20 protein-coding genes are annotated in these 23,224 nt (G+C 63.4%); 14 read left to right on the top strand and 6 right to left on the bottom strand.

Translation table 11 applies throughout. The annotated features are described in order from the left end of the window. Positions 1 to 41 precede the first annotated feature (41 nt). Together pip and AAF563_20275 are read left to right on the top strand one after the other, a co-directional pair. On the top strand, positions 42 to 992 hold the full coding sequence (gene pip, locus AAF563_20280) for a prolyl aminopeptidase (protein MEM7123624.1): 951 nt from the start codon (positions 42 to 44) through the stop codon (positions 990 to 992). A 134-nt stretch (positions 993 to 1,126) separates the two neighbouring features. Beyond that, positions 1,127 to 2,065: an ABC transporter substrate-binding protein gene (locus AAF563_20275; GenBank protein ID MEM7123623.1), complete on the top strand. Its 939-nt coding sequence runs from the start codon at positions 1,127 to 1,129 to the stop codon at positions 2,063 to 2,065. 66 nt (positions 2,066 to 2,131) lie between these two features. On the opposite strand, the gene AAF563_20270 is transcribed toward AAF563_20275, so the two are convergent. Next, positions 2,132 to 2,608 carry an Lrp/AsnC family transcriptional regulator gene (locus tag AAF563_20270; GenBank protein ID MEM7123622.1) on the bottom strand — a complete coding sequence of 159 codons (477 nt, stop codon included), beginning with the start codon at positions 2,606 to 2,608 and terminating at the stop codon, positions 2,132 to 2,134. A 156-nt stretch (positions 2,609 to 2,764) separates the two neighbouring features. Between AAF563_20270 and AAF563_20265 the strand changes: the two genes are divergently transcribed. Further along, complete coding sequence (locus tag AAF563_20265) at positions 2,765 to 3,604, top strand: hypothetical protein (protein MEM7123621.1); 840 nt, start codon at positions 2,765 to 2,767, stop codon at positions 3,602 to 3,604. Next, entirely contained in the window at positions 3,601 to 4,707 is a 1,107-nt protein-coding gene (gene hppD, locus AAF563_20260; GenBank protein MEM7123620.1) for a 4-hydroxyphenylpyruvate dioxygenase, read from the top strand. The genes AAF563_20265 and hppD overlap by 4 nt, the downstream gene beginning before the upstream one ends. Before the next feature lie 269 nt (positions 4,708 to 4,976). Here hppD and AAF563_20255 read toward each other — a convergent pair whose 3' ends face one another. After that, positions 4,977 to 5,894: a LysR family transcriptional regulator gene (locus AAF563_20255; GenBank protein MEM7123619.1), complete on the bottom strand. Its 918-nt coding sequence runs from the start codon at positions 5,892 to 5,894 to the stop codon at positions 4,977 to 4,979. Between the two features lie 849 nt (positions 5,895 to 6,743). On the opposite strand from AAF563_20255, the gene AAF563_20250 reads away from it, so the two are divergent. Beyond that, positions 6,744 to 7,124, top strand: a complete 381-nt coding sequence (locus AAF563_20250) for a DUF6165 family protein (protein MEM7123618.1) — start codon at positions 6,744 to 6,746, stop codon at positions 7,122 to 7,124. A 30-nt stretch (positions 7,125 to 7,154) separates the two neighbouring features. Beyond that, entirely contained in the window at positions 7,155 to 8,114 is a 960-nt protein-coding gene (locus AAF563_20245) for a glycosyltransferase family 9 protein (protein MEM7123617.1), read from the top strand. A gap of 123 nt (positions 8,115 to 8,237) precedes the next feature. Here AAF563_20245 and AAF563_20240 read toward each other — a convergent pair whose 3' ends face one another. Continuing rightward, entirely contained in the window at positions 8,238 to 9,068 is an 831-nt protein-coding gene (locus AAF563_20240; GenBank protein ID MEM7123616.1) for a phytanoyl-CoA dioxygenase family protein, read from the bottom strand. A gap of 71 nt (positions 9,069 to 9,139) precedes the next feature. Here AAF563_20240 and AAF563_20235 point away from each other — a divergent pair, with 71 nt between their 5' ends. The 5 genes from AAF563_20235 (at position 9,140) to AAF563_20215 (ending at position 16,140) form a co-directional block, all read left to right on the top strand. Beyond that, positions 9,140 to 9,841, top strand: a complete 702-nt coding sequence (locus AAF563_20235) for an urease subunit beta (protein MEM7123615.1) — start codon at positions 9,140 to 9,142, stop codon at positions 9,839 to 9,841. A gap of 4 nt (positions 9,842 to 9,845) precedes the next feature. Continuing rightward, positions 9,846 to 11,555, top strand: coding sequence for an urease subunit alpha (gene ureC, locus AAF563_20230; protein MEM7123614.1), 1,710 nt, complete (start codon positions 9,846 to 9,848; stop codon positions 11,553 to 11,555). A 246-nt stretch (positions 11,556 to 11,801) separates the two neighbouring features. Continuing rightward, positions 11,802 to 13,397 carry an ABC transporter substrate-binding protein gene (locus tag AAF563_20225; protein ID MEM7123613.1) on the top strand — a complete coding sequence of 532 codons (1,596 nt, stop codon included), beginning with the start codon at positions 11,802 to 11,804 and terminating at the stop codon, positions 13,395 to 13,397. Between the two features lie 168 nt (positions 13,398 to 13,565). Then, positions 13,566 to 14,498, top strand: a complete 933-nt coding sequence (locus AAF563_20220; GenBank protein MEM7123612.1) for a LysR family transcriptional regulator — start codon at positions 13,566 to 13,568, stop codon at positions 14,496 to 14,498. Positions 14,499 to 14,589: 91 nt separating this feature from the next. Next, on the top strand, positions 14,590 to 16,140 hold the full coding sequence (locus tag AAF563_20215) for a trimethylamine methyltransferase family protein (GenBank protein MEM7123611.1): 1,551 nt from the start codon (positions 14,590 to 14,592) through the stop codon (positions 16,138 to 16,140). A 49-nt stretch (positions 16,141 to 16,189) separates the two neighbouring features. Here AAF563_20215 and AAF563_20210 read toward each other — a convergent pair whose 3' ends face one another. Next, positions 16,190 to 16,366 carry a hypothetical protein gene (locus AAF563_20210; GenBank protein ID MEM7123610.1) on the bottom strand — a complete coding sequence of 59 codons (177 nt, stop codon included), beginning with the start codon at positions 16,364 to 16,366 and terminating at the stop codon, positions 16,190 to 16,192. A gap of 129 nt (positions 16,367 to 16,495) precedes the next feature. Between AAF563_20210 and gcvA the strand changes: the two genes are divergently transcribed. Then, a complete protein-coding gene (gene gcvA, locus AAF563_20205; protein MEM7123609.1) occupies positions 16,496 to 17,431 on the top strand; it encodes a transcriptional regulator GcvA in 936 nt (311 codons plus the stop codon). Here the strand turns inward: gcvA and AAF563_20200 are convergent. Then, positions 17,428 to 18,717, bottom strand: coding sequence for an FAD-binding oxidoreductase (locus AAF563_20200; protein MEM7123608.1), 1,290 nt, complete (start codon positions 18,715 to 18,717; stop codon positions 17,428 to 17,430). The two genes, gcvA and AAF563_20200, sit on opposite strands and share 4 nt — an antisense overlap. A gap of 80 nt (positions 18,718 to 18,797) precedes the next feature. Here AAF563_20200 and betC point away from each other — a divergent pair, with 80 nt between their 5' ends. Both betC and AAF563_20190 read left to right on the top strand, forming a co-directional pair. Then, on the top strand, positions 18,798 to 20,336 hold the full coding sequence (gene betC, locus AAF563_20195; GenBank protein MEM7123607.1) for a choline-sulfatase: 1,539 nt from the start codon (positions 18,798 to 18,800) through the stop codon (positions 20,334 to 20,336). Further along, positions 20,333 to 21,997, top strand: a complete 1,665-nt coding sequence (locus AAF563_20190; protein ID MEM7123606.1) for a choline dehydrogenase — start codon at positions 20,333 to 20,335, stop codon at positions 21,995 to 21,997. The genes betC and AAF563_20190 overlap by 4 nt, the downstream gene beginning before the upstream one ends. Here the strand turns inward: AAF563_20190 and AAF563_20185 are convergent. Continuing rightward, on the bottom strand, positions 21,994 to 23,224 hold a 1,231-nt coding region (locus AAF563_20185; GenBank protein MEM7123605.1), incomplete at its 5' end, for a cytosine permease. The genes AAF563_20190 and AAF563_20185 overlap by 4 nt on opposite strands.

The following is a 23,224-nucleotide window of genomic DNA, read 5'->3' as shown; positions in this document are numbered from 1 at the left end:
TCCTCCCAGATCGGTGCAAATTAGTGGTAGAGGTGCCGTCCGTGGCTCAAACCGCGCTGTATCCGGCCATTGAGGCCTACGAATCCGGCATGCTGCCGTTGGATGATCTCCACACCATGGCGTGGGACCAGGCCGGCAATCCCGATGGCATGCCCGTTGTCTACGTTCATGGTGGGCCGGGAGCACCGACATCGCCGGATGTCAGGCGCCTGTTCGATCCCGATCACTATCGCATCGTGCTGTTCCATCAGCGTGGTGTCGGCCGGTCGACGCCACGTGCGGAAATCAAGCACAACACGACCTGGCACCTGGTCGCCGACATGGAACGGCTGCGCGAACACTTGCAGATCGAACGCTGGCATGTCGCCGGCGGATCGTGGGGCAGCACGCTTTCCCTGGCCTATGCCCAGAGCCATCCCAAGAGCTGCATCAGCCTGATGCTGCGCGGCATCTTCCTGTGCCGCGACCTCGATATCGACTGGTTCCTGCATGGCATGGGTCGTTTCTTTCCCGAGAGCGAGCGGGACTTCCTGGCGGCGATCCCCGAAGCCGAACGCAGCGATCTCCTCGGCGCGTATCACCGGCGCCTGCTCGACCCGGACCCGGCGATCCATAATGCGGCGGCCCATGCATGGTCCCGTTACGAGGGATCGTGCGTGACATTGTTGCCCAATCCCGGACTGGTCGACGACTTTGGCGGCGAGGCCAAGGCGCTAAGCCTGGCACGCTTGGAATGCCATTACTTCGTGAACGGGGGGTGGTTGGAACCAAACCAATTGTTGCGCGATGTCGATCGGCTCCGCGCGATCCCCGGCGCGATTGTCCAGGGCCGTTATGACGTCGTCTGTCCGCCTTCGGGCGCCGACGCGCTGGCCAGGGCCTGGCCCGAAGCTCGCTATCTCGTCGTCTCCGACGCAGGCCACGCGGTCAGCGAACCCGGTATCGCGCGGGCCCTGGTCGAGGTCGCCGACGCCTACCGTTCGCTGCGCTAGACCGGTGTTTCTTGCGCCGGGGTTCCTGATTCCGGTTTCCCGTGCTTAGAATATGCCCACGTCGCGCCCGCAGCAGGTGTATTGAGCGGGCGATCGCACAAAGAAGTGACTCAATCAAAAAGGGAGGTTCTGTAATGGGTTCGTTGGGAAGAAAACTCCTCGGCGCCATGGCCGGCGTCGCGCTCGCCATCGGTCTTGCGACCGGTGCCGAGGCGCAGAGTGTACCGGAATCCGATGAGCCGATCGTTATCGGTATCAACGAGTGGACCGGTCAGCACATTTCAGCGCACATCGCCGGCCAGATCCTTGAGCGTATGGGCTACAAGGTAGAATACGTGACCGCGGCGGTGTTGCCGATGGCGAACGCCATCGCCGACGGCCAGATCCATCTGGGCATGGAGTTGTGGGACAACAATCTGGGAGAGTACTTCCCCAGCAAGCTCGACGACGGCAGCGTCGCCGACGTCGGCGATCTGGGTCTCGACGCGCGCGAGGGCTGGCTCTACCCCAAGCATGTTGAAGAGCTTTGTCCCGGTCTGCCCGATTGGGATGCGTTCCTGGGCTGCTCCGATCTGTTCGCGACGCCCGAGACGCTGCCCGATGGTCGCCTGGTTTCCTATCCGGCTGACTGGAGCAACCGCTCCGAGCAGATCATCGAGGGCACCGGCATTCCGTTTGTCGCCATTCCCGCCGGCAGCGAAGGCGCACTGGTGGCCGAGCTGAACAGCGCGGTCGAGCGTCAGTCACCGTTGGTCATGATGTTCTGGGCGCCTCACTGGGTCCTCTTTGCCCATGACTACGGTTGGGTTGAGATGCCCGAGGATGTTGTCAACGAGTACAGCCTGCAAAAGCCGCGCGTCTTCAAGTCGGCCTGGCCCGGCATGGAAGAGAAGTGGCCGGCAGCCTGGCGTTTCGTCAACACCTACCACCTGAACAACCAGATTCAGGAGGAGCTGATGGGCCGCATCGACAATGACGGCGAGGATCTGGAGGTCGTCATCAGCGAGTGGGTTGATGGCAACCAAGACTACTGGCAGCCGTTTGTCGACGAGGCGATGGCCGGCGGTTCCTGACCGCGGGTTTGCTACAAGGATCACGGGCCGGGCGGAGACGCCCGGCCCGTTTTCGTTAGATCGCCGTTAGGCGTCGTTAAGTTCCAGTGTCGTCGTGTTCTTCAGTTCGCTCAGCACGATACTGGAGCGCACGTTGCGCACATGGGGCAGCGGCATGATGTCGTTCATCAGTAGATCGGAGAAGCTCGCGAGGTCGCGGCTGACGATCTTGATCAAGAAGTCCGCATCGCCCGTCGTCGAGTAACACTCCAACACCGCCGGCAGTTTTAGCATCGCCTGATGGAAGTCGTGTGCCGTGTCCTTGGTCTGCACGTCCAACGAGACGCTGGTAAAGGCCATTAGACCGAGCCCCAGGGCGGCCGGTTCCAGCAGCGCGGCATAGCGGCGGATCACGCCGGTTTCCTCCAGACGTTTCAGCCGTCGGGTGATTTGGGATGACGACAGGTGAACCTCGTCCGCCATCGCGACGCTCGACATCCGCGCGTTGGCCTGGAGCGCGTTCAGGATAGCGACATCGAAGGGGTCCAGGTCGATGACTTGCACGAAATCACCCTAAAACACATGAAGCATGCAAGATCATTGCACAGAAGTTAACTTACGTCCAAGACATCACAAGGACTTCGCGTGTTCATGCGCCCATATTGGTCGGGACAGGGATAACTGGACGGCGCCTTCCGCGCCGAAGGGAGTGATGGGAGCATGACCCAAGCAGCGCTAAGTCACGCGGTTTCGTCGTTCGATCTGTTTCAGGATCGGCTCAAGACGGAGCTCTTCAGTCATCCGGTAATCACCGACAATCGTTACTGCGCGTGGTTCGCCGGCGCCGCTTTGAGCCAGGACGACGTCGTCGATTTCACGCGACAGTTTTCCGTATTCTCCAATCAGTTTCTGATCGCCCAGACCCAGCGCGTCATCAACGCCGCCAATGTGGAGGAGATGCGCGCCGCCAAGGAGATCCTGGCCAACGAGCTGGGCGTCGTGTTCCGCGCCCGCAAGAACGCTAAGCAGGACGCGACCGGCGACGACGTCGATCCTGATATCGTCGGCATCGAAGGTACGGTCGACGGCGGCACCTTCCGTTTCCGCGCCGCCCACTATGAGTGGCTGCTGCACTTTGCCGCACCGCTGGGTCTCGGCTTTGGCGATCTCGGCCGGCGTTCGCTCGGCACGCCGGCAACGCTGGCGTTCTGTGACGAGTTGATCAGGCTTTATGGTAGTGACGATTTTTCTGTCTCCGCCGGCGCCGGTTTCGCGGTCGAGAACTGGGCGGCTGCCGGATTCTGGAAACAACTGATCGATGGACTGGAGAGTTTTAGCGCCAGTTCGGGCCTCGACCTCAACCTCGGTTTCTTCCGTTGGCATGACAAGATCGAGGACCAGCACGCTGCCCACACGATGGCCGAACTGAAGGACCTCTATTTCGGTCCGCTCGACTTCGACGAAGAGAGTTTCATTGCTGCCGGCCGTCAGATGCTGGACGGCGTCCAGGTGTTCTGGAACGGTCTCGACGAGACCCGCAAGCAGCGGAGGTTGTCATGAGCCAATCTCTGAGCGTTGACGGGCTGGCCGGCCGTATCTCGGCAGAAAACCCGATGGGAACGGACGGTTTCGAGTTCGTCGAATACGCCGCCCTCGACACACGCGAGCTCGCCAAGCTCTTCGAAATGCTGGGCTTTCGCGCCATCGCGCGCCATCGCTCGAAGAACGTCACCCTGTGGCGCCAGGGCGACATCAACTTCATCGTCAATGCGGAGCCCGACAGCTTTGCGCAGTCCTTTGCCCGCGTGCACGGCCCCAGCGCCTGCGCCATGGCGCTTCGCGTGGCCGATGCGGGCAAGGCCTATCAGCGCGCGATCGACTTGGGCGCACGCGGCGTAACCTCGCGCATTGGCCCGATGGAGCTCAACATCCCGGCGATCGAGGGCATTGGCGGCAGCCTGATCTATCTGGTCGACCGCTACGGTTTGAAGGGTTCGATCTATGACATCGACTTCGTGCCGATCGACGGTGCGTCGCTCGATCCGGTGTGGGCGCCCAAGGGCGTCGGTCTCGCGGGCGTCGATCATCTGACGCACAACGTGCATCGCGGCCGCATGGACGATTGGGCCGGGTTCTATGAGCGGCTCTTCAACTTCCGCGAAGTCCGCTTCTTCGACATCGAGGGCAAGCTGACCGGGCTCAAGTCAAAAGCGATGGCCAGCCCGTGCGGCAAGATCCGCATCCCGATCAACGAGAGCGCCGACGACAAGAGCCAGATCGAGGAATACCTCAAGGCCTATCGCGGCGAGGGCATCCAGCACATCGCACTTTCCACCGACGATATCGTTTCGACGGTGAGGGCGCTCGAGGCCGACGGTACCGACTTCATGGCGCCGCCGCCGGCGACCTATTACGCCATGACCGAGGAACGTCTGCCGGGCCACGAGGAGGATGTCGAGGCCCTGGCGCGACATGGTATCCTGATCGACGGCTCGCCCGGTGGCGGCCTGTTGCTGCAGATCTTTACCAAGACGGTGATTGGACCGATCTTCTTCGAGATCATTCAGCGCAAGGGCGATGAAGGTTTTGGCGAGGGTAACTTCCGCGCGCTCTTTGAATCCATCGAACGCGACCAGGTCGAGCGGGGTGTGCTGACCAGTTAGAGCATTTTGTTGTTTTCCCTCGCCCCTTGAGGGAGAGGGATACGCAGGCTTGGGCGCGTGAGCGTCCTAGCCGGAGTAGGGTGAGGGGTTCTTGCGTCGGAAACGGCGATGCTGGCTATTCACGCGCGCTGTCGCGCGCGGGCCCCTCACCCCGGCCCTCTCCCTCGCTGGGGAGAGGGTGCATTGCGGCTCCGGTGGCGCGTTATCGCGACGGCCGTCACGATGGCGTCATCGAAGGTCCGCGTTGCCCCACGATTTCTCAACAGGGCCTATGCCGCCCTGACGCGCGCCTTCTCCGCCAGTTCGCCCATCAGCATTGGGCGGTGACGCTTGAAGACGGTGGCGAGCGCGTCGGTCGCACTTCGGACCGCCGGTTCGCGCAGGACGTCGCGGTGAATCAAGAGATGCAGTTTGTCGGTCAGTTCCGGGATGGGCTCGGTGACCCGCACGAGGTCACGGTCGGCATCGCCGGTGACACAGGGCAGGACACCCAGACCGATACCGGAACGGATGGCGGCGTGCGCCGAACTGATCTCGGTCACCTGCACCAGCGGCGCGCTCTCCGAACGCTCGTCCAGCCAATGTTTGGCGCCGGGGAAGAACAGACGATCCTCCGCGAAACCGATCCAGGCGCAGTCGCTGAACATGGCGTCGGACTGTGCCGCCGCGTTGCGCGCGACATAGTCGTGGGTGGCGTAGACCGCATAGGCCAAATCCGCGATGCGGCGCGCGACCAGGCTGGCACCGTCGGGCAAACAGGCGCGGATCAGGAGGTCAGCCTCGCGCCGCGACAGGCTGACATCCGCATGGTTGGTGATCAGTTCGAAGGAGAGGCCGGGCGCGATCTCGCAAAGCTCGGTCATGCGTTCGCCCAGGAAGAAACACAGGGTCTCCAGAGCCGAGATCCTGACCGTGCCGGTGGCCGCTTCGGGCAGCGACGGGGCCTGGCGTTCGACCGCCTCGGCGGCAACCGCCATCTCGGCGACCAGCGGGATCAGGCGCTCGCCGGCTGGCGTCGGTGCCAGGCCCGTGGGCAGGCGGTCGAACAGGCGCGCGCCGACCGTATCTTCCAGGGCGCGCAGGCGTCGCGACAGTTTGGGCTGGCTGAATCCGAGCTTTCTGGCCGCCGCTGACAGGCTCCGTGTCGCGGCGACGGCGTCCAGAATCTTCAGATCATCCCAATTCATCGGCGTATCGCTCCTTTGAAGGCCTTATTCGCTGGTGCATAACCGATATCCGGATTTCACGGCTCCCGCAAGGCCCGCATCGATGCCAAATCATGATCAGTCGATGGCAAGGAAAAGGAGCGGAGACATGGTGGGCGGACCCATGAGCGGCGTCATTTGGTCCCTGTTTCGGGACTGGCAGAAAGCCACGGACCGCGGCGCCAGCCGGCAGGTCCTAGCGACCCCTAAGCCAAAAGCGACTGACGGCGCCCGCAAGGCCTGAAATCTCGCCGAAATCGGCCGTTTTGACGCCCTGGGGCAGGTCGAGACCCACACGTTATGCATGGCCGGTCTTCCAACTGAGCAAACCTCACCAGCGGGCATCGATGCCACATCCATGAAGACAACATCATTCGACGAAAGGAGACAAAAAATGTTCGGAGGATTGATGAACGACACCATCTTGTCGCTGCTGGACGATCGCGACGAACACGGTAAACGCCGCGTCAGGCAGGCCGACAAGGCCAAGACGTCGAAACCGGAACGGTCCAAGACCGCGGAGCGATAAGGCAAAGCGAGCAAGCTTGCTCCAGTAACTTCGGCAGGAGCCGCCGCTAGACCCGGTGCCCCCTGCCGAAGACGTTATCCAGGGCCGCGCGTCACCAGTGCGGCGCCTTCCAACGCCACCGTCCCTATAGCCTGCATGCAGGACATGCAGCCGAGCGACGCCCGCGCGCGCGGCCCCTGCGACCGGCACGTATGTCGAAATGTGTGGCGACGCCTTGAAACATCGGCGGCAACGGCTTAAGGCGTGCGTCGCACCCGTTATGCGCTCTCAATTCGGGGCCGGCCCATGGAGGACATGTGCGAATAAGCGTGGAAGTCTCGCCCGGGGAATTGCTGGACAAGCTGACGATCCTTGAGATCAAGGAAGAGCGGATCACCGATCCGGCGAAGCTTGAGAACATTCGCCGTGAAAAAGAAACTCTCGAAATGTCGGCGTCGCGCCATATCGAACCCTCCGCCGCGATCGACGACAACAAGCGTGCGTTGAAGGCCGTCAACGAACGGCTTTGGGAGATCGAGGACGAGATCCGCGACCACGAGCGCGCGCAGAATTTCGACGCCCGGTTTGTCGAACTGGCGCGTTCCGTCTACATCGAGAACGACCAGAGGGCGGCGTTGAAGAAACAAATCAACGAGCATCTGGGATCCGACATCGCCGAGGAAAAGTCCTACGCCGCGTACTGACGCGGGCGGTCACGTTGCGCTTTCGACATCATGGCCATTCTTTTCATCACCTCGACCTACATTGGCGATGCCATCCTTTCGTCGGGTGTGCTAAAACGGCTGCTTGACGACTATTCCGATGATCCCGTCACGATCGCCTGTGGTGCGCCGGCGGCTAAGGTGTTCGAGGCGGTGCCCCGGCTGGCGCGCATCCACGTCATTCGCAAACGGCGCCGTTCGCTCCATTGGTTTGACCTGTGGCGGGCCACCGCAGGCCAGCGTTGGCGGGTCGTCGTCGATCTTCGGCGCACGGCTATGCCGTATGTGTTGCGCGCGGGCGACCGCCGTGCTCTGCCCAAGAACACAGCCCCCATCCACCGCGTTGAGCTGAATGCGATGGCGCTCGGTTCGGCGCCACTGGATCCCATTGTTTGGACCAATGCCACGCACGAAGAGCGTGCTCGCGATCTGGTAGGCGAAGGCCGCGATATCATAGCCATGGCGCCGGGCGCTTCTTGGCCGGGCAAGATCTGGCCGGCGCAGAGTTTTGTCGATCTGGCCAACCGGCTGCTGGCGCCAAGCGGCGCGCTGGCCGGATCGCGTCTGCTTCTGGTCGGCGCGGAACAGGAGCGAGAGACAGCGCAGCCGATCTTCGACGGCGTGCCGGACGACTGGTTGATCGACGGCATGGGTGTCGACGTGTTGTCGACGTATGCCGCGATGCGCCGCTGCCGGCTGTTTGTCGGTAACGATTCGGCCATGATGCATCTGGCGGCGGCGACCGGGCGGCCGACGGTCGGTTTGTTCGGCCCCACCAACGATGTCCACTATGGTCCGTGGGGGCCAAACGGCTTGGTCGTCAGAACGCCGGAATCCATCCAAGATCTGATCGGCGGTCCGGATTACGATACCCGGACGACAGGCACGATGATGGGCGGGCTGACAGCCGACATGGTCGAGGCCGCCATTCGGAACCGCTGGGGTGACAGCCTAGAGCCGATCCTGTTTTGAAGCGATCGCTTCGCGATTTCGTCAAGGCAGGTGAATCTGCACTACTCATAAATAGAGAGCGGATTCACGTGGTTAGATGGAACCGTCAAGCGGTTCCACCTAACCATGATCCGCTCTAGCCGCCTAATTCCCGCGCGTGACCAGCGCGGCGTCTTCGAACTCCACCAGTCCCAACCGCCCACCGTTGTCGGGTACGTAGGACGTATAGCCGAGCAGCGCCTGGGCGCGTTCGGGCAGGCGTCTGGCGGTCTCGATCGGCACCGCCATGTTGTGGTTTTCCTCGGGCCGCAGCCAGCCGACGACATAACTCACATGAAGACCCCAGCGCCAGGCGTCCGCCGTCTGGTTGGCACCGGCGCCGTGTTTGACCTTGCCGGAGTAGAGCAGGGCCGAGCCGGCCGGCATGACCGCCTGAACGGTCTGGCCGTCATCGGCGTCGCGGTCGCGGTCCGACCAAAGGTGACTGCCCGGCACCACCCGTGTTGCGCCGACCTCGGCCGTGAAGTCCGACAGTGCCCACATGGAACTCACCGTCACTTCCGGTCCGGGCCACGGCTGATAAGGCCAGTTGCCTTCATCGCGGTGCAACCGCTGCGCCGGCTCGCCGGGGCCGACGATCATTAACTGGCCGGTGTTGAGCCAGTAGTCGCGGCAGGCCGGCAGCAGAAAGCGATCGGCAAAGGCGAGCAGCAGGGGGTGCAGCATCAAATCGATGAAAGCCTCGGAACGGCGCGCCAGGGAACAGATGCGTTTGGTGTTGGCGCCATGGAACGTCTCGACACCCTCCACGCCGGACCGGCTTCCTGGCTGCGCTTGATCAATCGAGCTGGTGAGTTCGTCGCGCAGCGCGGCCAAGAAACCGCTGTTCAGCACACCCTCGACAATGGCGCCGCCGTCCTGGGCGACCGCATCGAAGATCCAGTCGTTCTGGGCGCCAGGATCAAATCGTTTCATGTCTGTCATCGCGTGCACTCGTCTGAGCTATGGCCGTAAGATAAGGCAACAATGCAGGGAGTGGCGAGACCATGATGCTGACACCGACCGAGTTGGAGCGCATGACGATCTTTGTCGCCGCCGAGATGGCGCGCCGGCGCAAGGAGAAGGGCCTAAAGCTTAATCATCCGGAGGCCCACGCCTATATCGCCGACGCGCTGCTGGAAGGCGCGCGCGAGGGCCGCTCGGTCAAGGACCTGATGGGTTGGGGCGCGACGCTGCTGACCACCGACGACGTGCTGCCTGGCGTCACCCGCCTGCTGCCGGTCATCATGGTCGAAGGTCTGTTCCCCGATGGCGCCAAACTGATCACCGTGCACGATCCCATCCGTCCGGGAGGCGCGGCGATTGCCGACGGCAACGACGCGCGCGCCGGCGAGATCGTGACACCCGACGGCGATATCGAACTGAACGTCGGACGCGACAAGGCGACAGTCAGCGTGCTGAACACCGGCGACCGGCCGGTGCAAGTCGGCAGCCACTTCCACTTCTTCGAGGTCAACCCGGCGCTGTCGTTCGACCGCGAAGCAGCGTTCGGCATGCGCCTCGACATCCCCTCTGGCACCGCGCAGCGGTTCGAGCCAGGGCAGGCCCGCGATGTCGCCCTTGTCGCGATCGGAGGCGACGGTTTGGTCTCCGGCTTCAACAACCTGACCAATGGTTCGGTCCACGATGCCGACACCCGTGCGGCGGCGCTGGACCGGGCGCGCGATCGCGGTTTCAACGGAGCGTAGGGCGATGGCAACGATGACACGGGCGGCCTATGCCGCCATGTACGGGCCGACCAAGGGTGACCGGGTGCGGCTTGCCAACACGTCTCTGGTCGCCGAGGTCGAGCATGACCACGGCGTACCCGGCGAAGAACTCACCACAGGTGGTGGAAAATCGTTCCGCGACGCCATGGGTTTCCAGGCAAGCCACAGTCAAGCCGACGGCGCGCTTGATCTCGTCGTGCACAACGTGCTCGTCATGGACCCGATCCTGGGCATCGTGAAAGGCGATCTGGGCGTTCGCGAGGGCCGCATCGTCGGGCTCGGCAAGGCAGGAAATCCGGCGGTCATGGACGGTGTTCACCCCGACCTGGTCTGCGGTCCGGCGACCCTGGTCGCCCATGGCGACGGTATGATCGCGACGCCAGGCGGGATTGACGTGCATGTGCATCACAAGAGCCCGGCATTGATCCGCCACGCATTGTCGGCCGGCCTGACGACCATGATCGGCGGTGGCCACGGCATTCTATTCGGCGTCGATTCCGGCGGTGACTGGACAACCGGCAACATGCTGAAGGCAAGCGACGCCATGGCGATGAACTTCGGTTTCCTGACCCGCGGCAGTTGCCATGATCCCGACGGCATCCGCGCCCACATCGCCGGCGGCGCGATCGGCGTTAAGATCCACGAGGACTATGGCGCCATGCCGGCGACCATCGACTGCTGCCTGTCGGTCGCCGACGACATGGACTTCCAGGTCCAGATCCACACCGACACGCTGAACGAGGCGGGATTCTACGAAAGCACCATGGCGGCGATCGGCGGGCGCGCCATTCACATGTACCACACCGAAGGCGCCGGCGGCGGCCATGCGCCCGACATCATCCGCTGCAACGGCGAAGCGAACTGTCTGCCGTCGTCGACCAACCCGACCAACCCGTTCACGCTGAACACGTTCGACGAACACCTCGACATGACGATGACCGTGCATCACCTGAGTCCGCACGTGCCGGAGGATGTCGCGTTCGCTGAAAGCCGGATCCGCGCGCAGACAATCGCCGCCGAGGACATCTTGCACGACATCGGCGCGATCTCCATGTTTGGTTCCGACAGCCAGGGCATGGGGCGCATCAACGAGGTCGTCGCGCGTTGCTGGCAGTTGGCGAGCAAGATGCGCGATCAGCGTGGCGCGCTGGCGGATGAGCTGATCGCGGGCGCCGACAACAGGCGCATCATGCGTTACCTCGCCAAGTACACGATCAACGCGGCCCGCGTGTTCGGCATCGACCGTCATATCGGCTCGCTGGAGACGGGCAAGCTGGCCGATATCGTTTTGTGGAAACCCGCCTTCTTCGGCATCAAGCCGAGCGTCGTGATCAAGGGCGGCTTCACGGCCTGGGCCGCGATGGGTGATTCAGCCGCCAGCATTGCCGCCGCCGACCCCGTCATCTTGCGTGAGCAATGGGGCGCCCACGGTCATGCGCCACAGGCGGTCTCGGCGACCTTCGTTCATCCCAGCGCCATCGACGGCGACCTGGCGGGCAGGCTGGATCTTGGTCGCATGCTGCTGCCGCTCTCCGGCACGCGGAACTTGTCCAAGGCGTCGATGCATCTGAACGACGCGCTGCCAGCGATTGCGGTCGACAACCAGACCTTCGACGTCACGGTCGATGGCGAACGGGCGTGGTGCGATCCGGTTGACCGTTTGGCGCTGGCCCAGCTCTACATGCTCAGATGATGACCGGAACCTGTTCAGATGATCGTGCCGCCTAACCCGGCCGATCGTCGGCTCTTCATCCGGACCACATTAAACTGGCGGAATTGCGGTCGTTTTCGGGCCAGAAACCGGCGGCCGGCTCAATCCTAATTGTTTTGGCAATGCCTTTCGTTTTTTCGATGATCCGCTAGACTTCGCGCGGAGCGGCGGGAGACCGGCGACAAAAAGAGGCGCACGGCGCCGCCAATGCGTGATTGGGAGATGAGAATGACAAAACAACTAGACTGGTACCTTCAGCAGGCCAAAGCCGGCAAAATGTCGCGTCGCGAATTTGTCGGGCGCGCCAGTGCTTTAGGTGTAACGGCGACTGCCGCCACAACCATGATGTCGACGGCGGGTGTCGCGGCCGAAGCCCAGAAAGGCGGAACGGCGGTTGTCGCGACGGAGTATGCCGGGGCCGAAGAGACTTTCGACCCGACGAAGATGACCAACTCGACGGACATCCAGCGGGCCTATCAGGTCTACAACCGCATAACCAACCTGGACCGCGACTTGAACGTGGTGCCGAACCTGGCGACCGAGTGGGAATCCTCTGACGAGGCCAAGGTCTGGACGTTCAAGCTGCGCGAAGGCGTCGAGTTCCACGACGGCAAGCCCTTCACCGCTGCCGATGCGATCTATTCGCTCAACGAGCACATCAAGGAAGGTTCGGAGTCACCGTCGAAGCCTTTGCTGTCGCCAATCGTCGATATGAAGGCCGATGGCGACCATGTCCTGGTGATCACGCTTAACTCGGGCAATGCGGACTTCCCGGTCCTGTTGGGCCATGACTATCACACGTCGATCGTGGCCGAGGGCTGGGTCGACGGCGATCCGGTGAACGGCACGGGTCCTTATCGCCTGTCCGATTTCGAGCCGGGTCGTGAATCGGTCACCGAGAAGAACGCCAATTACTGGAATGAAAGCGCCGGTCATCTCGACGCCTTCATTACCCAAGGCATTCCCGATAATGCCGCGCGCGGTAACGCCTTGAAGTCCGGCGACGTTGACATGACGTTGCGGGTCGAGCCGCGCCTGGCGAGCCTGCTGGGCCAGGACCCCAACGTCAACGTCGTGTCGACGCCGTCCGGTTCGTTCTTCATTTGGGATATGATGTGCGACCGCGCACCGACCAGCGATCTGAATGTTCGCCTGGCCATGAAGCATTGCGTCGACCGTCAGTATCTCGTCGACAACGTTTTGCTGGGTCACGGCGTGGTCGCCAACGACTTCCCGGTCAACCCCGGTCTGCCGACCTATTGCCGCGACATTCCGCAGCATGACTACGATCCCGACAAGGCTAAGTTCTATTGGGACAAGACAGGTTTGTCGTCGATTGAGCTGGCGGTCTCCAACGCCGGTCACGCGAACGCGGTCGACAGCTCCGTCATCCTGCAGGAACAGGCATCCCAGGCCGGTATCGACATCACGCTGAACCGCGTGCCCGACGACGGCTATTGGAGCCACACTTGGATGCAGACGCCGTTCAACGTGTCGGGCTGGAACTCGCGCCCGACAGCCGATTTGATCCTGACCATCGCGCACGCCTGCGGCGGTTCCTGGAACGAGACGGCGTGGTGCAACGAGCGCTTCGATGAACTGCTTGTCATGGGCCGTATCGAAACCGACCCGGCCAAGCGCCTGGAGATCTATTGCGAGGCCTGCACCCTGCTGCATGACGATGGCGGTGCTTTCATCCCATTCTTCTCCAATTACGTCGAAGGCATCAGTGCCCGAATCCAGAACTTCCACGGCAGTTCCGCGTTCGCTCTGGGCGCCGGCTGGCCTTACGAAGAAATCTGGCTCGACGAAAGCGAAGCCTGATCGAACGATCCCATCCATGGGGCTGAAGGGCCGGCGGGTAACCGCCGGCCTTTCTTTTTACCTAGAGCGGGTCGCGACTAATCTAGAGCCACTCAGTGGCACAAGATTAGTCGCGTAAATCTGCTCTGGTCTTGCTGGATCGCCAAGGCTTGGTCATGATCAATTCTTATGACCATGCCGCATTTGGATATCCGCCATCTGCGCATGCTGGTCGCCCTTGACCGGCACAAGACGGTGACCAGCGCGGCCCGTGCGTTGGGCCTGACACAGCCGGCGCTGAGCCATCAGGTGCGCGAGGCCGAACGGCGCGCGGGCGTGCCCTTATTTCGCCGGGTCAACCGGCGGCTGGTGCTGACCTGGCAAGGCCAGGAGCTCCTGCAATCCGCCCGCCTGATCATGGGCGAGCTGGAACGCGCGGAGGCCGATCTCGAGCGCTACAGGGGCGGCGTCAAGGCGCTGGTGCGGCTCGGCGCGCGTGCTTATTGCGGGTTCCGCTGGGCCCCCGCCTTTCTGGACGACATCACTGAACACGCGCCGGAGATCGAGGTCGAGTTCCACACCGACACGCTCTCGGTGCCGCTTTCGGCGCTTGAAGACGGTGCGATCGATTTGGCGCTAGCGCCAGGAAATCCGCGGCGTCGCGGCGTTGAGGTGGTGCACCTGTTCGATGATGATCTGGTCGCTGTGATGGCCAACGATCATCCACTGGCCAAGCGGCCTTGCGTGATCGCGGCCGATCTGGCCGATCAGGTCTACGTCACCTATTCCACTGTGTTTGAGCCGGGCATGGAGCACGACCTGTTGTTTCGCCCGGCGCGTGTGCTGCCGGCGACATACCTGCGCGCCGGCCCGCTCGATGCGATGTTGGCGCTGGTCGCGGCCGGTCATGGGGTGACGGTGGTGAGCCGTTGGGCGGTCGCACCTGACCTCGAACGGTGGGGCCTGGCCACCCGGCCGCTGACGGAGCAGGGGCTGACCATTCCATGGTCCGTCTGCCACCGGCGCCAGGGTGTGGCAGAGACGCCGGCGGCGTTTGTCGCGGCCCGCCTGGCGGCTTGGTGTGGCGGCACAAGCGAACGCTTCATCGCGCTAACTCCATAAAAGCCATGCATGGAATTCCGGCGAAGGTTCAATTGTCGCACGCCCGGCAACGCCGCCTAGGATAGCGGCGAAAGGCAAGAGTGAGAGTCTGATGGCGCGACGCGACAAGACGGCATCGTCGGCGGGCCGGCGCAAGAGGGGCGGCGGTGGCAAACCGTCGCGCCTGCCGCAGCTTGACTGGCAAACCGTCCGCAATCCCTATCCGCCGTTCGAGTTGGCCAGCGCCGATGAGATCGAGGCGGTCCACGATGCCTCATTGGAGGTCTTGCAGGAGATCGGCATTAACTTCCTGCTGGACGAAGCGCGGGACATCCTGAAGGCGGCCGGCGCCGATGTGGACCCCGACAGCACGCGCGTTCGCTTCGAGCGGGCCATGGTCGAAGAGATGGTCGCCAAGGCGCCGGGGGAGTTCACGCTTCACGCCCGTAACCCCGATCGGCACCGTATCTTCGGCGGCAACTACATCAATTTCCTGCCGGTTGCCGGCAACCCCAACATTTCCGACATCGAGGGCGGCCGCAGGAGCGGCAACCTGGCCGACTACCGCGACCTGCTGAAGCTCGGCCAGGTGATCAACGCGATCCACGGCTGCACGCCGATGCTGGAGCCAATCGATGTCGAGCCCAACATCCGTTATCTCGATATCGTCGGCGAGCAGCTTTTGATCACCGACAAGATCGCATTCGGCTACGCGCTCGGCCGGCGTAAGATCCTGGACGCGTTGGAGATGGTCAGGATCGCGCGCGGCGTTGACGAGGCCACGCTGCTCAATGAGCCTAGCATGTGGACGGTGGTCAACGCCAATTCGCCGCTGCAGCTCGATATCCCCATGCTGATCGGCATGATCGAAATGGCGCGGCGCAACCAGCCGGTGGTCGTGACGCCGTTTACCCTTGCCGGTGCCATGGCGCCGGTCTCGATCGCCGGCGCCTTGACCCAGCAGAACGCCGAGGCGCTCGCCGGCATCACCTTCATGCAGATCGTCAATCCGGGCGCGCCAGTGATCTATGGCGGGTTCACCAGCAATGTCGACATGCGTTCGGGCGCGCCGGCCTTCGGCACGCCGGAATACGTCAAGGCGGCCTTGATCGGCGGTCAATTGGCGCGCCGCTACCGGCTGCCTTACCGCTCGTCGAACGTGAACGCGTCGAACTGGCCGGACGCCCAGGCGACCTATGAAGGCGCGATGTCGCTATGGGCGACGGTCCTGGGACACACTAACATGCTGTTGCACAGCTTTGGCTGGCTGGAGGGCGGCTTGCGTGCCTCGTTCGAGAAGATCGTCATCGATCTGGAGATGGTCCAGACGATGATGAAGGCATTGGAGCCGGTGGATTTCTCAAGAGACGAGCTGGGCCTCGACGCCATGCGCGAGGTTGGTCCCGGCGGCCACTATTTCGGCGCCCAGCACACCCTGGCGCGCTACGAGAATGCGTTCTACCAGCCGATCCTGTCGGACTGGCGCAACTGGGAGACCTGGCATCAGGACGGCGCGGTCGACGCAACACAACGCGCACACCGCATCTGGAAACAGCTTCTGGACGAATACGAGGAGCCGCCGATGGACCCGGCCATTCGTGAAGAACTGACCGGCTTTATCGCCAGGCGCAAGGAAGAGGGCGGCGCCACGGCCGACGACTAAGGCGTCCGCGTGGCACCGCCAGGTTGCTGAGGCGACCGGGCAGGGCGGCTCAGCGCTTGCTGAAAACCGAAACCAGCTTGGCGATGGTGGTGTGGAAACCGCCACCGGATTGGCCGGCGTGCAGGCGCGGCGCCGGGCGCAGGCTGGTGACGTTCACGTCGCCGCCCCAATAGGGGCGCGCCGTCGCAGTGTGAGAAAAGAAACCTTTGTCAATGTAGTTGTTCATGATCGTGCTCCTTATGCTGGAACCGACGGTATCGTCTGCTGACTAACAATTTGGTGACGCTGTAGGATTTCCGCAAACGAGATGTTTTTGTGTCTTGCAATATATTTTCTCGTCTGAAAAGCTGCCGCTATGTCGATTTCGACCCTGCCCCTGAACGGGTTGCGCGCCTTCGAGGCGGCGGGCCGCCTGCTCAGTTTCAAAGACGCTGCGGTGGAGCTCAACGTCACGCCGGCGGCGGTCAGCCATCAGATCCGCGCGTTGGAGGACCGGCTGGGCCAAGACCTCTTCATCCGCCATCACCGCGAACTGGAATTGAGCCCCGCGGGCATTCTGTTGCTGCCAGGCCTGCGCGACGGGTTGTTGATCCTGGAGCGGTCGGTGCGGCGCTTGTCGACGCTGAACAACGAGATGCGGCTCATCATCACGGCCTCGCCGACACTCGCCGCGCGCTGGCTGTTGCCGCGCATTCAGGACTTCCAGGAGCAGCATCCGAAGATCGAGGTTCACATGTCGACGACGCCACATATCGTCGACCTGGAAGCTTACGAAGCCGATGTCAGTCTGCGTTACGGCAAGGGTGGCTATGCCGGGCTTTATGAAGAACCGCTCATGGCCGAGGGGATGACGGCGGTGTGCAGCCCCGCGCTGCTGGAAGGCGAGCATTCGTTACGCCGGCCCGAGGATCTGGCCCACCACACGCTGCTTCATGACAAGAGCTGGGGTTACGTCGGCACGGCGCCGGATTGGGACATGTGGCTGCGCGCGGTCGGCGTGACCGGCATCGATGCGTCGAAAGGGCCGGTCTTTGATATTGCCACCATGGCGCTGGCGGCGGCGGTGCTGGGCCGCGGCGTTGCCTTGACGACGCGCAGCCTGGTCGCCGACGACCTGAAGTCCGGCGCCCTTGTCGCGCCGTTTGACCTTTCGGTGCCGCTCGACACCCGCATCTTTTTCGTCTGCCTGCCTGAGGCGCTCGAGCGCCCGGCGATCGCCGCGTTTCACGACTGGGTCTTCCGCATGGCCGAGGAGACACTGCACCCGCCCGAGGACGAACTGACGGCCTAAACAAAGGTTGCGGGGTCTTCGCGGATGTCGCGCCGGTCGAGCAGCCGGCTGGTCGCCAGGAACCAGGTGATGCCGAACTGGCGGAACGCGTGGTTGGGAATGATGTCGATCGGTTCAACCGGCATGTCCGGTTCCTCGCCCAGGACGACCCGGGTCAGCTGTGTGCCGAACATTGATCCCATGGCTACGCCGCGGCCATTGAAGCCCATGCCGGCGTGGACGTTGGTCGCCAGTTTGAAGAGGCGTGGCGTGTGGTCGGGCGTGACGGCAACCTGGCCACCCCAACGGTAGGACCAACCTATGCCATCCAGTGCCGGAAAGATCTCCAGTGCTGTCGCCTTGAGGTGCTCGACCGAGCCCGGCTCGTTCAGGTTGGTGAAGTTGCCGCGCCCGCCGATGACGAAGCGGTTGTCGCGGTCGAGCTTGAAGTAGTGGAGCGCGCGCCGGGTCTCGGCGACCGCGTGGCGCCCGGGCAGGATCGTTTCGAGCCTTGCCGCGTCCAGCGGTTCGCTCGCGGCAACGAAGGTCGTGATCGGCACCACGGTCTTGGCAAGGCCGGGCCAGGAGCCGTCCGTATAGCCATTGGTGCATAGGATGACGTGTTCGGTCTCGACCTCGCCGCCGGACGTCATGACGCGCCAGCCGGCGCCTTGCTCATGGATCGACGTCACCCGCGAATGGCCGTGAATCCGCGCGCCCTTGGCGGCGGCCGCGCGGGCCAGTTCCCGCGCATAGGACAGGGGCTGCAGGTGGCCCCCGCGTGGGTCGAGCATGCCCAGGTGGTAGAAGTCGGTGCCGATCAGGCGTTTCAAGCCAGCGCTGTCGAAACGCTCGACCTTGACGCCGAGCTCGCCCCATTCGGCGATCCAGCTGTCCAGAAAATCCTTGCCGAAGCGGCCGAAGCCCGCGTGCACGAAACCGGGCCGTTCGGCGTCGCAGTCGAGACCGTGGCGTTCGATCAGATCGAAGGTCAGATCGCAGGCTCGGTTCAGCATATCGAGCACGGCGGGCGCCCGGTTGCTGCCGTACTTCTCGGCGATCTCCGAGGGCAGCATGCGCCAGCCCGGGTTGACCTGACCGCCATTGCGACCCGACGCACCCCAGCCCGGCTCGTCTGCCTCCAGTACCATGACCGACTTGCCCGCTTCCGCCAGGTGCAGCGCCGCCGACAGGCCGGTGAAGCCGCCGCCGACCACCACCACGTCCGCACCGTGTCGGCCGGCCAGGACGGGCGTCTCCGTAGTGCTGACGGCGCTTGCGGACCAAAGACTGTCCGGCAGAGTCACGACGATTTCCCGATCATGAGCGCTAGTCTAGTCTGCACAAGCGGCGTCATGCCAGACGCCATCGTGGTCAAGGAGGCGGCATGACGCAACGACCCAACATTCTCTATCTGATGGCCGATCAGCTCGCGCCTCAGGTGCTCCAGGCCTATGGCGGCAAGGTCTGTCGAACGCCGAATATCGACCGCTTAGCCGAAGGTGGCGTCGTATTCGAAAGTGCCTACACCAACTATCCGATCTGCGCGCCCGCCCGCTTTTCGTTCATGGCCAGCCGGCTACCCAGCCGGATCGGCGCCTATGACAACGCCAGCGAGTTCGCCTCCTCGGTACCGACCTTTGCGCACTATCTGCGCGACATGGGTTACGCCACATGCCTGTCGGGCAAGATGCACTTCGTCGGCGCCGACCAGCTGCATGGTTTCGAGGAACGGGTGACGACCGACGTCTATCCCGCTGACTTTTCCTGGACCACGGACTGGTCGATCGGGTCGGACGTCTGGGTGCCCTGGTATCACAGCATGCGCGCCGTGCTGGATGCCGGTCCGTGGCGGCGCAGCGTCAACATCGACTATGACGAAGAGGTCACGGTCGAAGCCTGCCGCTGGCTGCACGACCATGCCGACCGCAATGACGGCAAGCCGTTCTTCCTGACCGCCTCGTTCATCAGCCCGCACGATCCCTATCTGGCACCCGATCCCTACTGGAGCATGTACGCCGATGACGAGATCGACGATCCGAAGGTGCCGGACATGGATCTTGACGAACGCGACGCCCACAGTCGCCGACTCTTTACCATTACCGGCCGGCATATGGAGGCGGTGTCGCCGGTAGACGTTCGCCGCGCGCGGCGCGCCTATTACGCGGTCATGACCTGGCTCGACGACCGCATCGGCCGCATCGTGGAGACGCTGGAGGCGATCGGCGTTGCCGACAACACGATTATCGTCTTGTCCGGCGACCACGGCGACATGCTCGGCGAGCGCGGCCTGTGGTTCAAAATGAGCTTCTTCGAATGGTCCGCGCGCGTACCGATGATCGTCTATGCGCCCAAGATGTTCCAAGCCAGGCGCGTCAGCCAGAACACATCGCTGATCGATCTCTTCCCGACATTCTTGGAATGGGCGGGCGACGGAGAGATGCCCGACCTCGTGGCGCCGATCGACGGCGGCGGCCTCAACGGCCTTCTGGCCGGTAACACGCGTGACTGGCACGACACGGCGTTCAGCGAATACTGCGGCGAGGGCACGCCCGGGCCGATGTTCATGGTGCGCCGGGGCCGCTGGAAGTACATCGCGGGCGACGGTGATCCGCCGGTCCTTTATGACCTCGAAGCTGATCCCGATGAGTTGACCAACCTTGCCGGCAACGCCGAGACCGCCCAGGTCGAAGCCGAGCTGGCCGACGAGGTCTTGAAGCAGTGGGACCGCGAGGCGCTGAGGGCCGATGTCGAGGCGAGCCAGCAAGTGCGGCTGTTCCTGTCGCGCGCGCTCAACACTGGACACCGCACGCCGTGGGACTGGCAGCCCCAGCGCGACGCCGCGCGGCAATACGTGCGCATGGTCGAGGACGTGCAGGGCATCTATTCGACGGAATGGAGTGATCAGCAGCACGAACCGTCATGACGGTCGACGGGACATACGATTACATCATTGTCGGCGCCGGTTCGGGCGGCGGCGTGCTGGCGGCGCGGCTCTCGGAGGAACCGGACGTGCGCGTTCTGCTGCTTGAAGCCGGCGGCGAGGCGAAACATTGGTCGATCCGCATGCCGGCAGGCTATGGCGAGAACTTCACGGGCGGGCCCTATAACTGGTCCTACTATTCGGTCCCGCAGAAGAACCTTGCGGACCGGCGCATCTATCAGCCGCGCGGGAAGGTTTTGGGCGGTTCGTCATCGATCAACGGCATGGCCTATATCCGCGGCCACGCGCTCGATTACCAACGCTGGGCGGCAGAGGGCGCGGCGGGCTGGGCCTATGCCGACGTGCTGCCTTACTTCAAGAGATCCGAGCGCAGCAGCCGGGGCGAGGATGCCTGGCGCGGCGGTTCGGGCCCGCTCGCGACGACACACCACGGCACGCGGCTGCCGCTGAACCGGGCCTTTGTCGAGGCCGGCGGCGAGGCCGGCTTTCCGCTGACCGACGACGTCAACGGCTACCAGCAGGAAGGGTTCGGGCCGTTCGACATGAACATCGACAAAGGGGTGAGGGCAAGCACGGCGCACGCTTTTATAGGGCCGGTGCGCTCGCGGCCGAACCTGACCGTTCTGACGGGCGCGGTGACCCGGCGCGTCGCGACCGAGGGCCGACGCGCCGTCGGCGTCGAGGTCATTGTTGGCGGCAAGGCGCAATCGATCCGTGCCGAGTGCGAGGTCATACTGGCGGCAAGCGCCTTTTCTTCGCCCCATCTTCTGATGCTGTCGGGCATCGGGCCCGCCGATCATCTGCGCGAACACGGTATCGACGTCGTCCATGATCTGCCCGGTGTCGGCGGCAACCTGCAGGACCATCTGGAGGTCCACATGCAGTGGGGAACCGGCCACGCGCACGCGCTTAACCGGCATGCCAAGCCGATCAACAAGGTCATGGCCGGCGCGCGCTGGTTTCTGTCGCATGACGGTATCTGCGCGTCGAACCAGGTCGAGGTCGGCGCCTTCACGCGTTCGGCGCCCGACCAACCGCATCCCGACATCCAGTACCACTTCTTCCCTTTCCTGCTGGAAGGTTGGGGCGCCAGTACGAAACGATCGGGGTTCTGCGTCTGCGTCGGCACCTTGCGTGAGAGAAGCCGCGGTACGGTGCGTCTGGCGTCGGCCGATCCGGACGAACGACCGCTGATCGACTTCAACTTCTTCGACGATCCCACCGATCTCGACGACATGCGCGCCTGCGTGCACCAGGCCCGCGACGTCATCGCACAGCGCGCGTTCGATCCCTACCGTGGCGCGGAAGAAGAGCCCTGGGCAAGTACCCGCAGCGATGAGGCGATCGACCAGTTGATCCGCGAGACCGCCGAGAGCGCTTATCACCCCTGTGGCACGTGCAAGATGGGTACGGACGCCATGGCGGTCGTCGACCCTGAATGCCGGGTACACGGCATCGAAGGCCTGCGCGTCGCCGACAGCGCCATCATCCCGTCGATTCCGTCGGGCAACCTGAACGCGCCGACCATGATGATCGGCGAAAAGGCCGCCGACATGATCCTGGACCGCGAGCCGCCGGCGCCGTCCAACGCGGACTGGTTCGGGTCGGACGATCCGGCCGCGGCTGACCGGCAGGCGCGTTAACGGCTCCCACTCACCTTTGGCATGACGCCATAGTAGAGTACGCCGGCCAGCAGCGCGCCGATCAGCCAATCGAAACCGGCAAGAAAGGCAAGTTGCGGCAGCCAGACGGTGAGGACCGCGAACACCGCCACAGGCGCGAAGACGACCAACGCTCTGTGGTTCCAGCCGCCCTTGTAGAAGTAGGCGCCATTCGCATCGCTCGAGAAGAGCTGCTGGATATCGAGCCGCTGTCGCCTCACCAGGTAGTAGTCCGCGATCAAAATGCCGTAGGCCGGCGCCATAAGCGCGCCGAGTGTGCTGACGAACTTGACAATCCCGAACTGGCTGATCAGCGATACCCAAAGCGCACTAACGAAGAAGGCCAGAAAGGCCGTGATCAAACCGCCGGTGCGGAAGCTGATACGGCTCGGCAGGAGATTGGATAGATCGTTGGCGGGCGGCACAAAGTTACCGACCACGTTGATGCCGACAGTGGCGACAAAAAACGTCAAGGCCGCGACGACGGTCAGCGCCAGATTGTCGACGCGGCCAACGATTTCCGTCGGGTTGGTCAGGCGCTCGCCAAAGACGACGACCGTGCCGCCGGTGACGAACAAGGCGATGAGCGCGAAGAACGCGATCGTCAGCGGCAGCCCGAGCAGGTTGCCGAGCTTCATGCCGCTTTGCGTGCTGACATAGCGGGAGAAGTCGCCGTAGTTCACGATCAGCGGCGCCACAAACGCGATCATGGTGCCGGTGATCGCCATGAATGCGGAGACCGGGCCGGCCTCATAGTGTCCGATGCCCTCAAAGATGGTGCCGACTTCCGACAACAATCCGCTTCCGGCCTTGACCCACAGGATGGCGAGCAGCGTCAGCATGACGGCATAGACGGCCGGTCCCGCCCAATTCAGGAAAACGCGGATCGATTCAATGCCGCGCCAGAAGAGCGCGATCTGGAACAGGCTGACCAGGAAAAGCGAGATCCAGTCGACCGGGCTCAAGCCAAGGAACGGTCCGCCGCCATCGGTGCCGAACACGGTTCGAAGCAGCAACGCGACGGCTGTCGAGCCAACATAGGTCTGCGCGCCGTACCAAAAAATCGCGACGATGCAGCGCAACATGGCCACGAATTTGGCGCCGAAGACGCCCATGCTGGCGCGGGCCATGACGGGGTAGGGCACGCCGTACTTGACGCTTGGTCTGCCGGATAGGTTGACCAGGATCATGATGATGACGCCGGCCAGG

It is taken from the genome of Pseudomonadota bacterium, from assembly GCA_039028155.1.
Lineage (GTDB): Bacteria > Pseudomonadota > Alphaproteobacteria > SP197 > SP197 > JANQGO01.
This window is presented reverse-complemented; position numbering and strand designations above follow the sequence as displayed.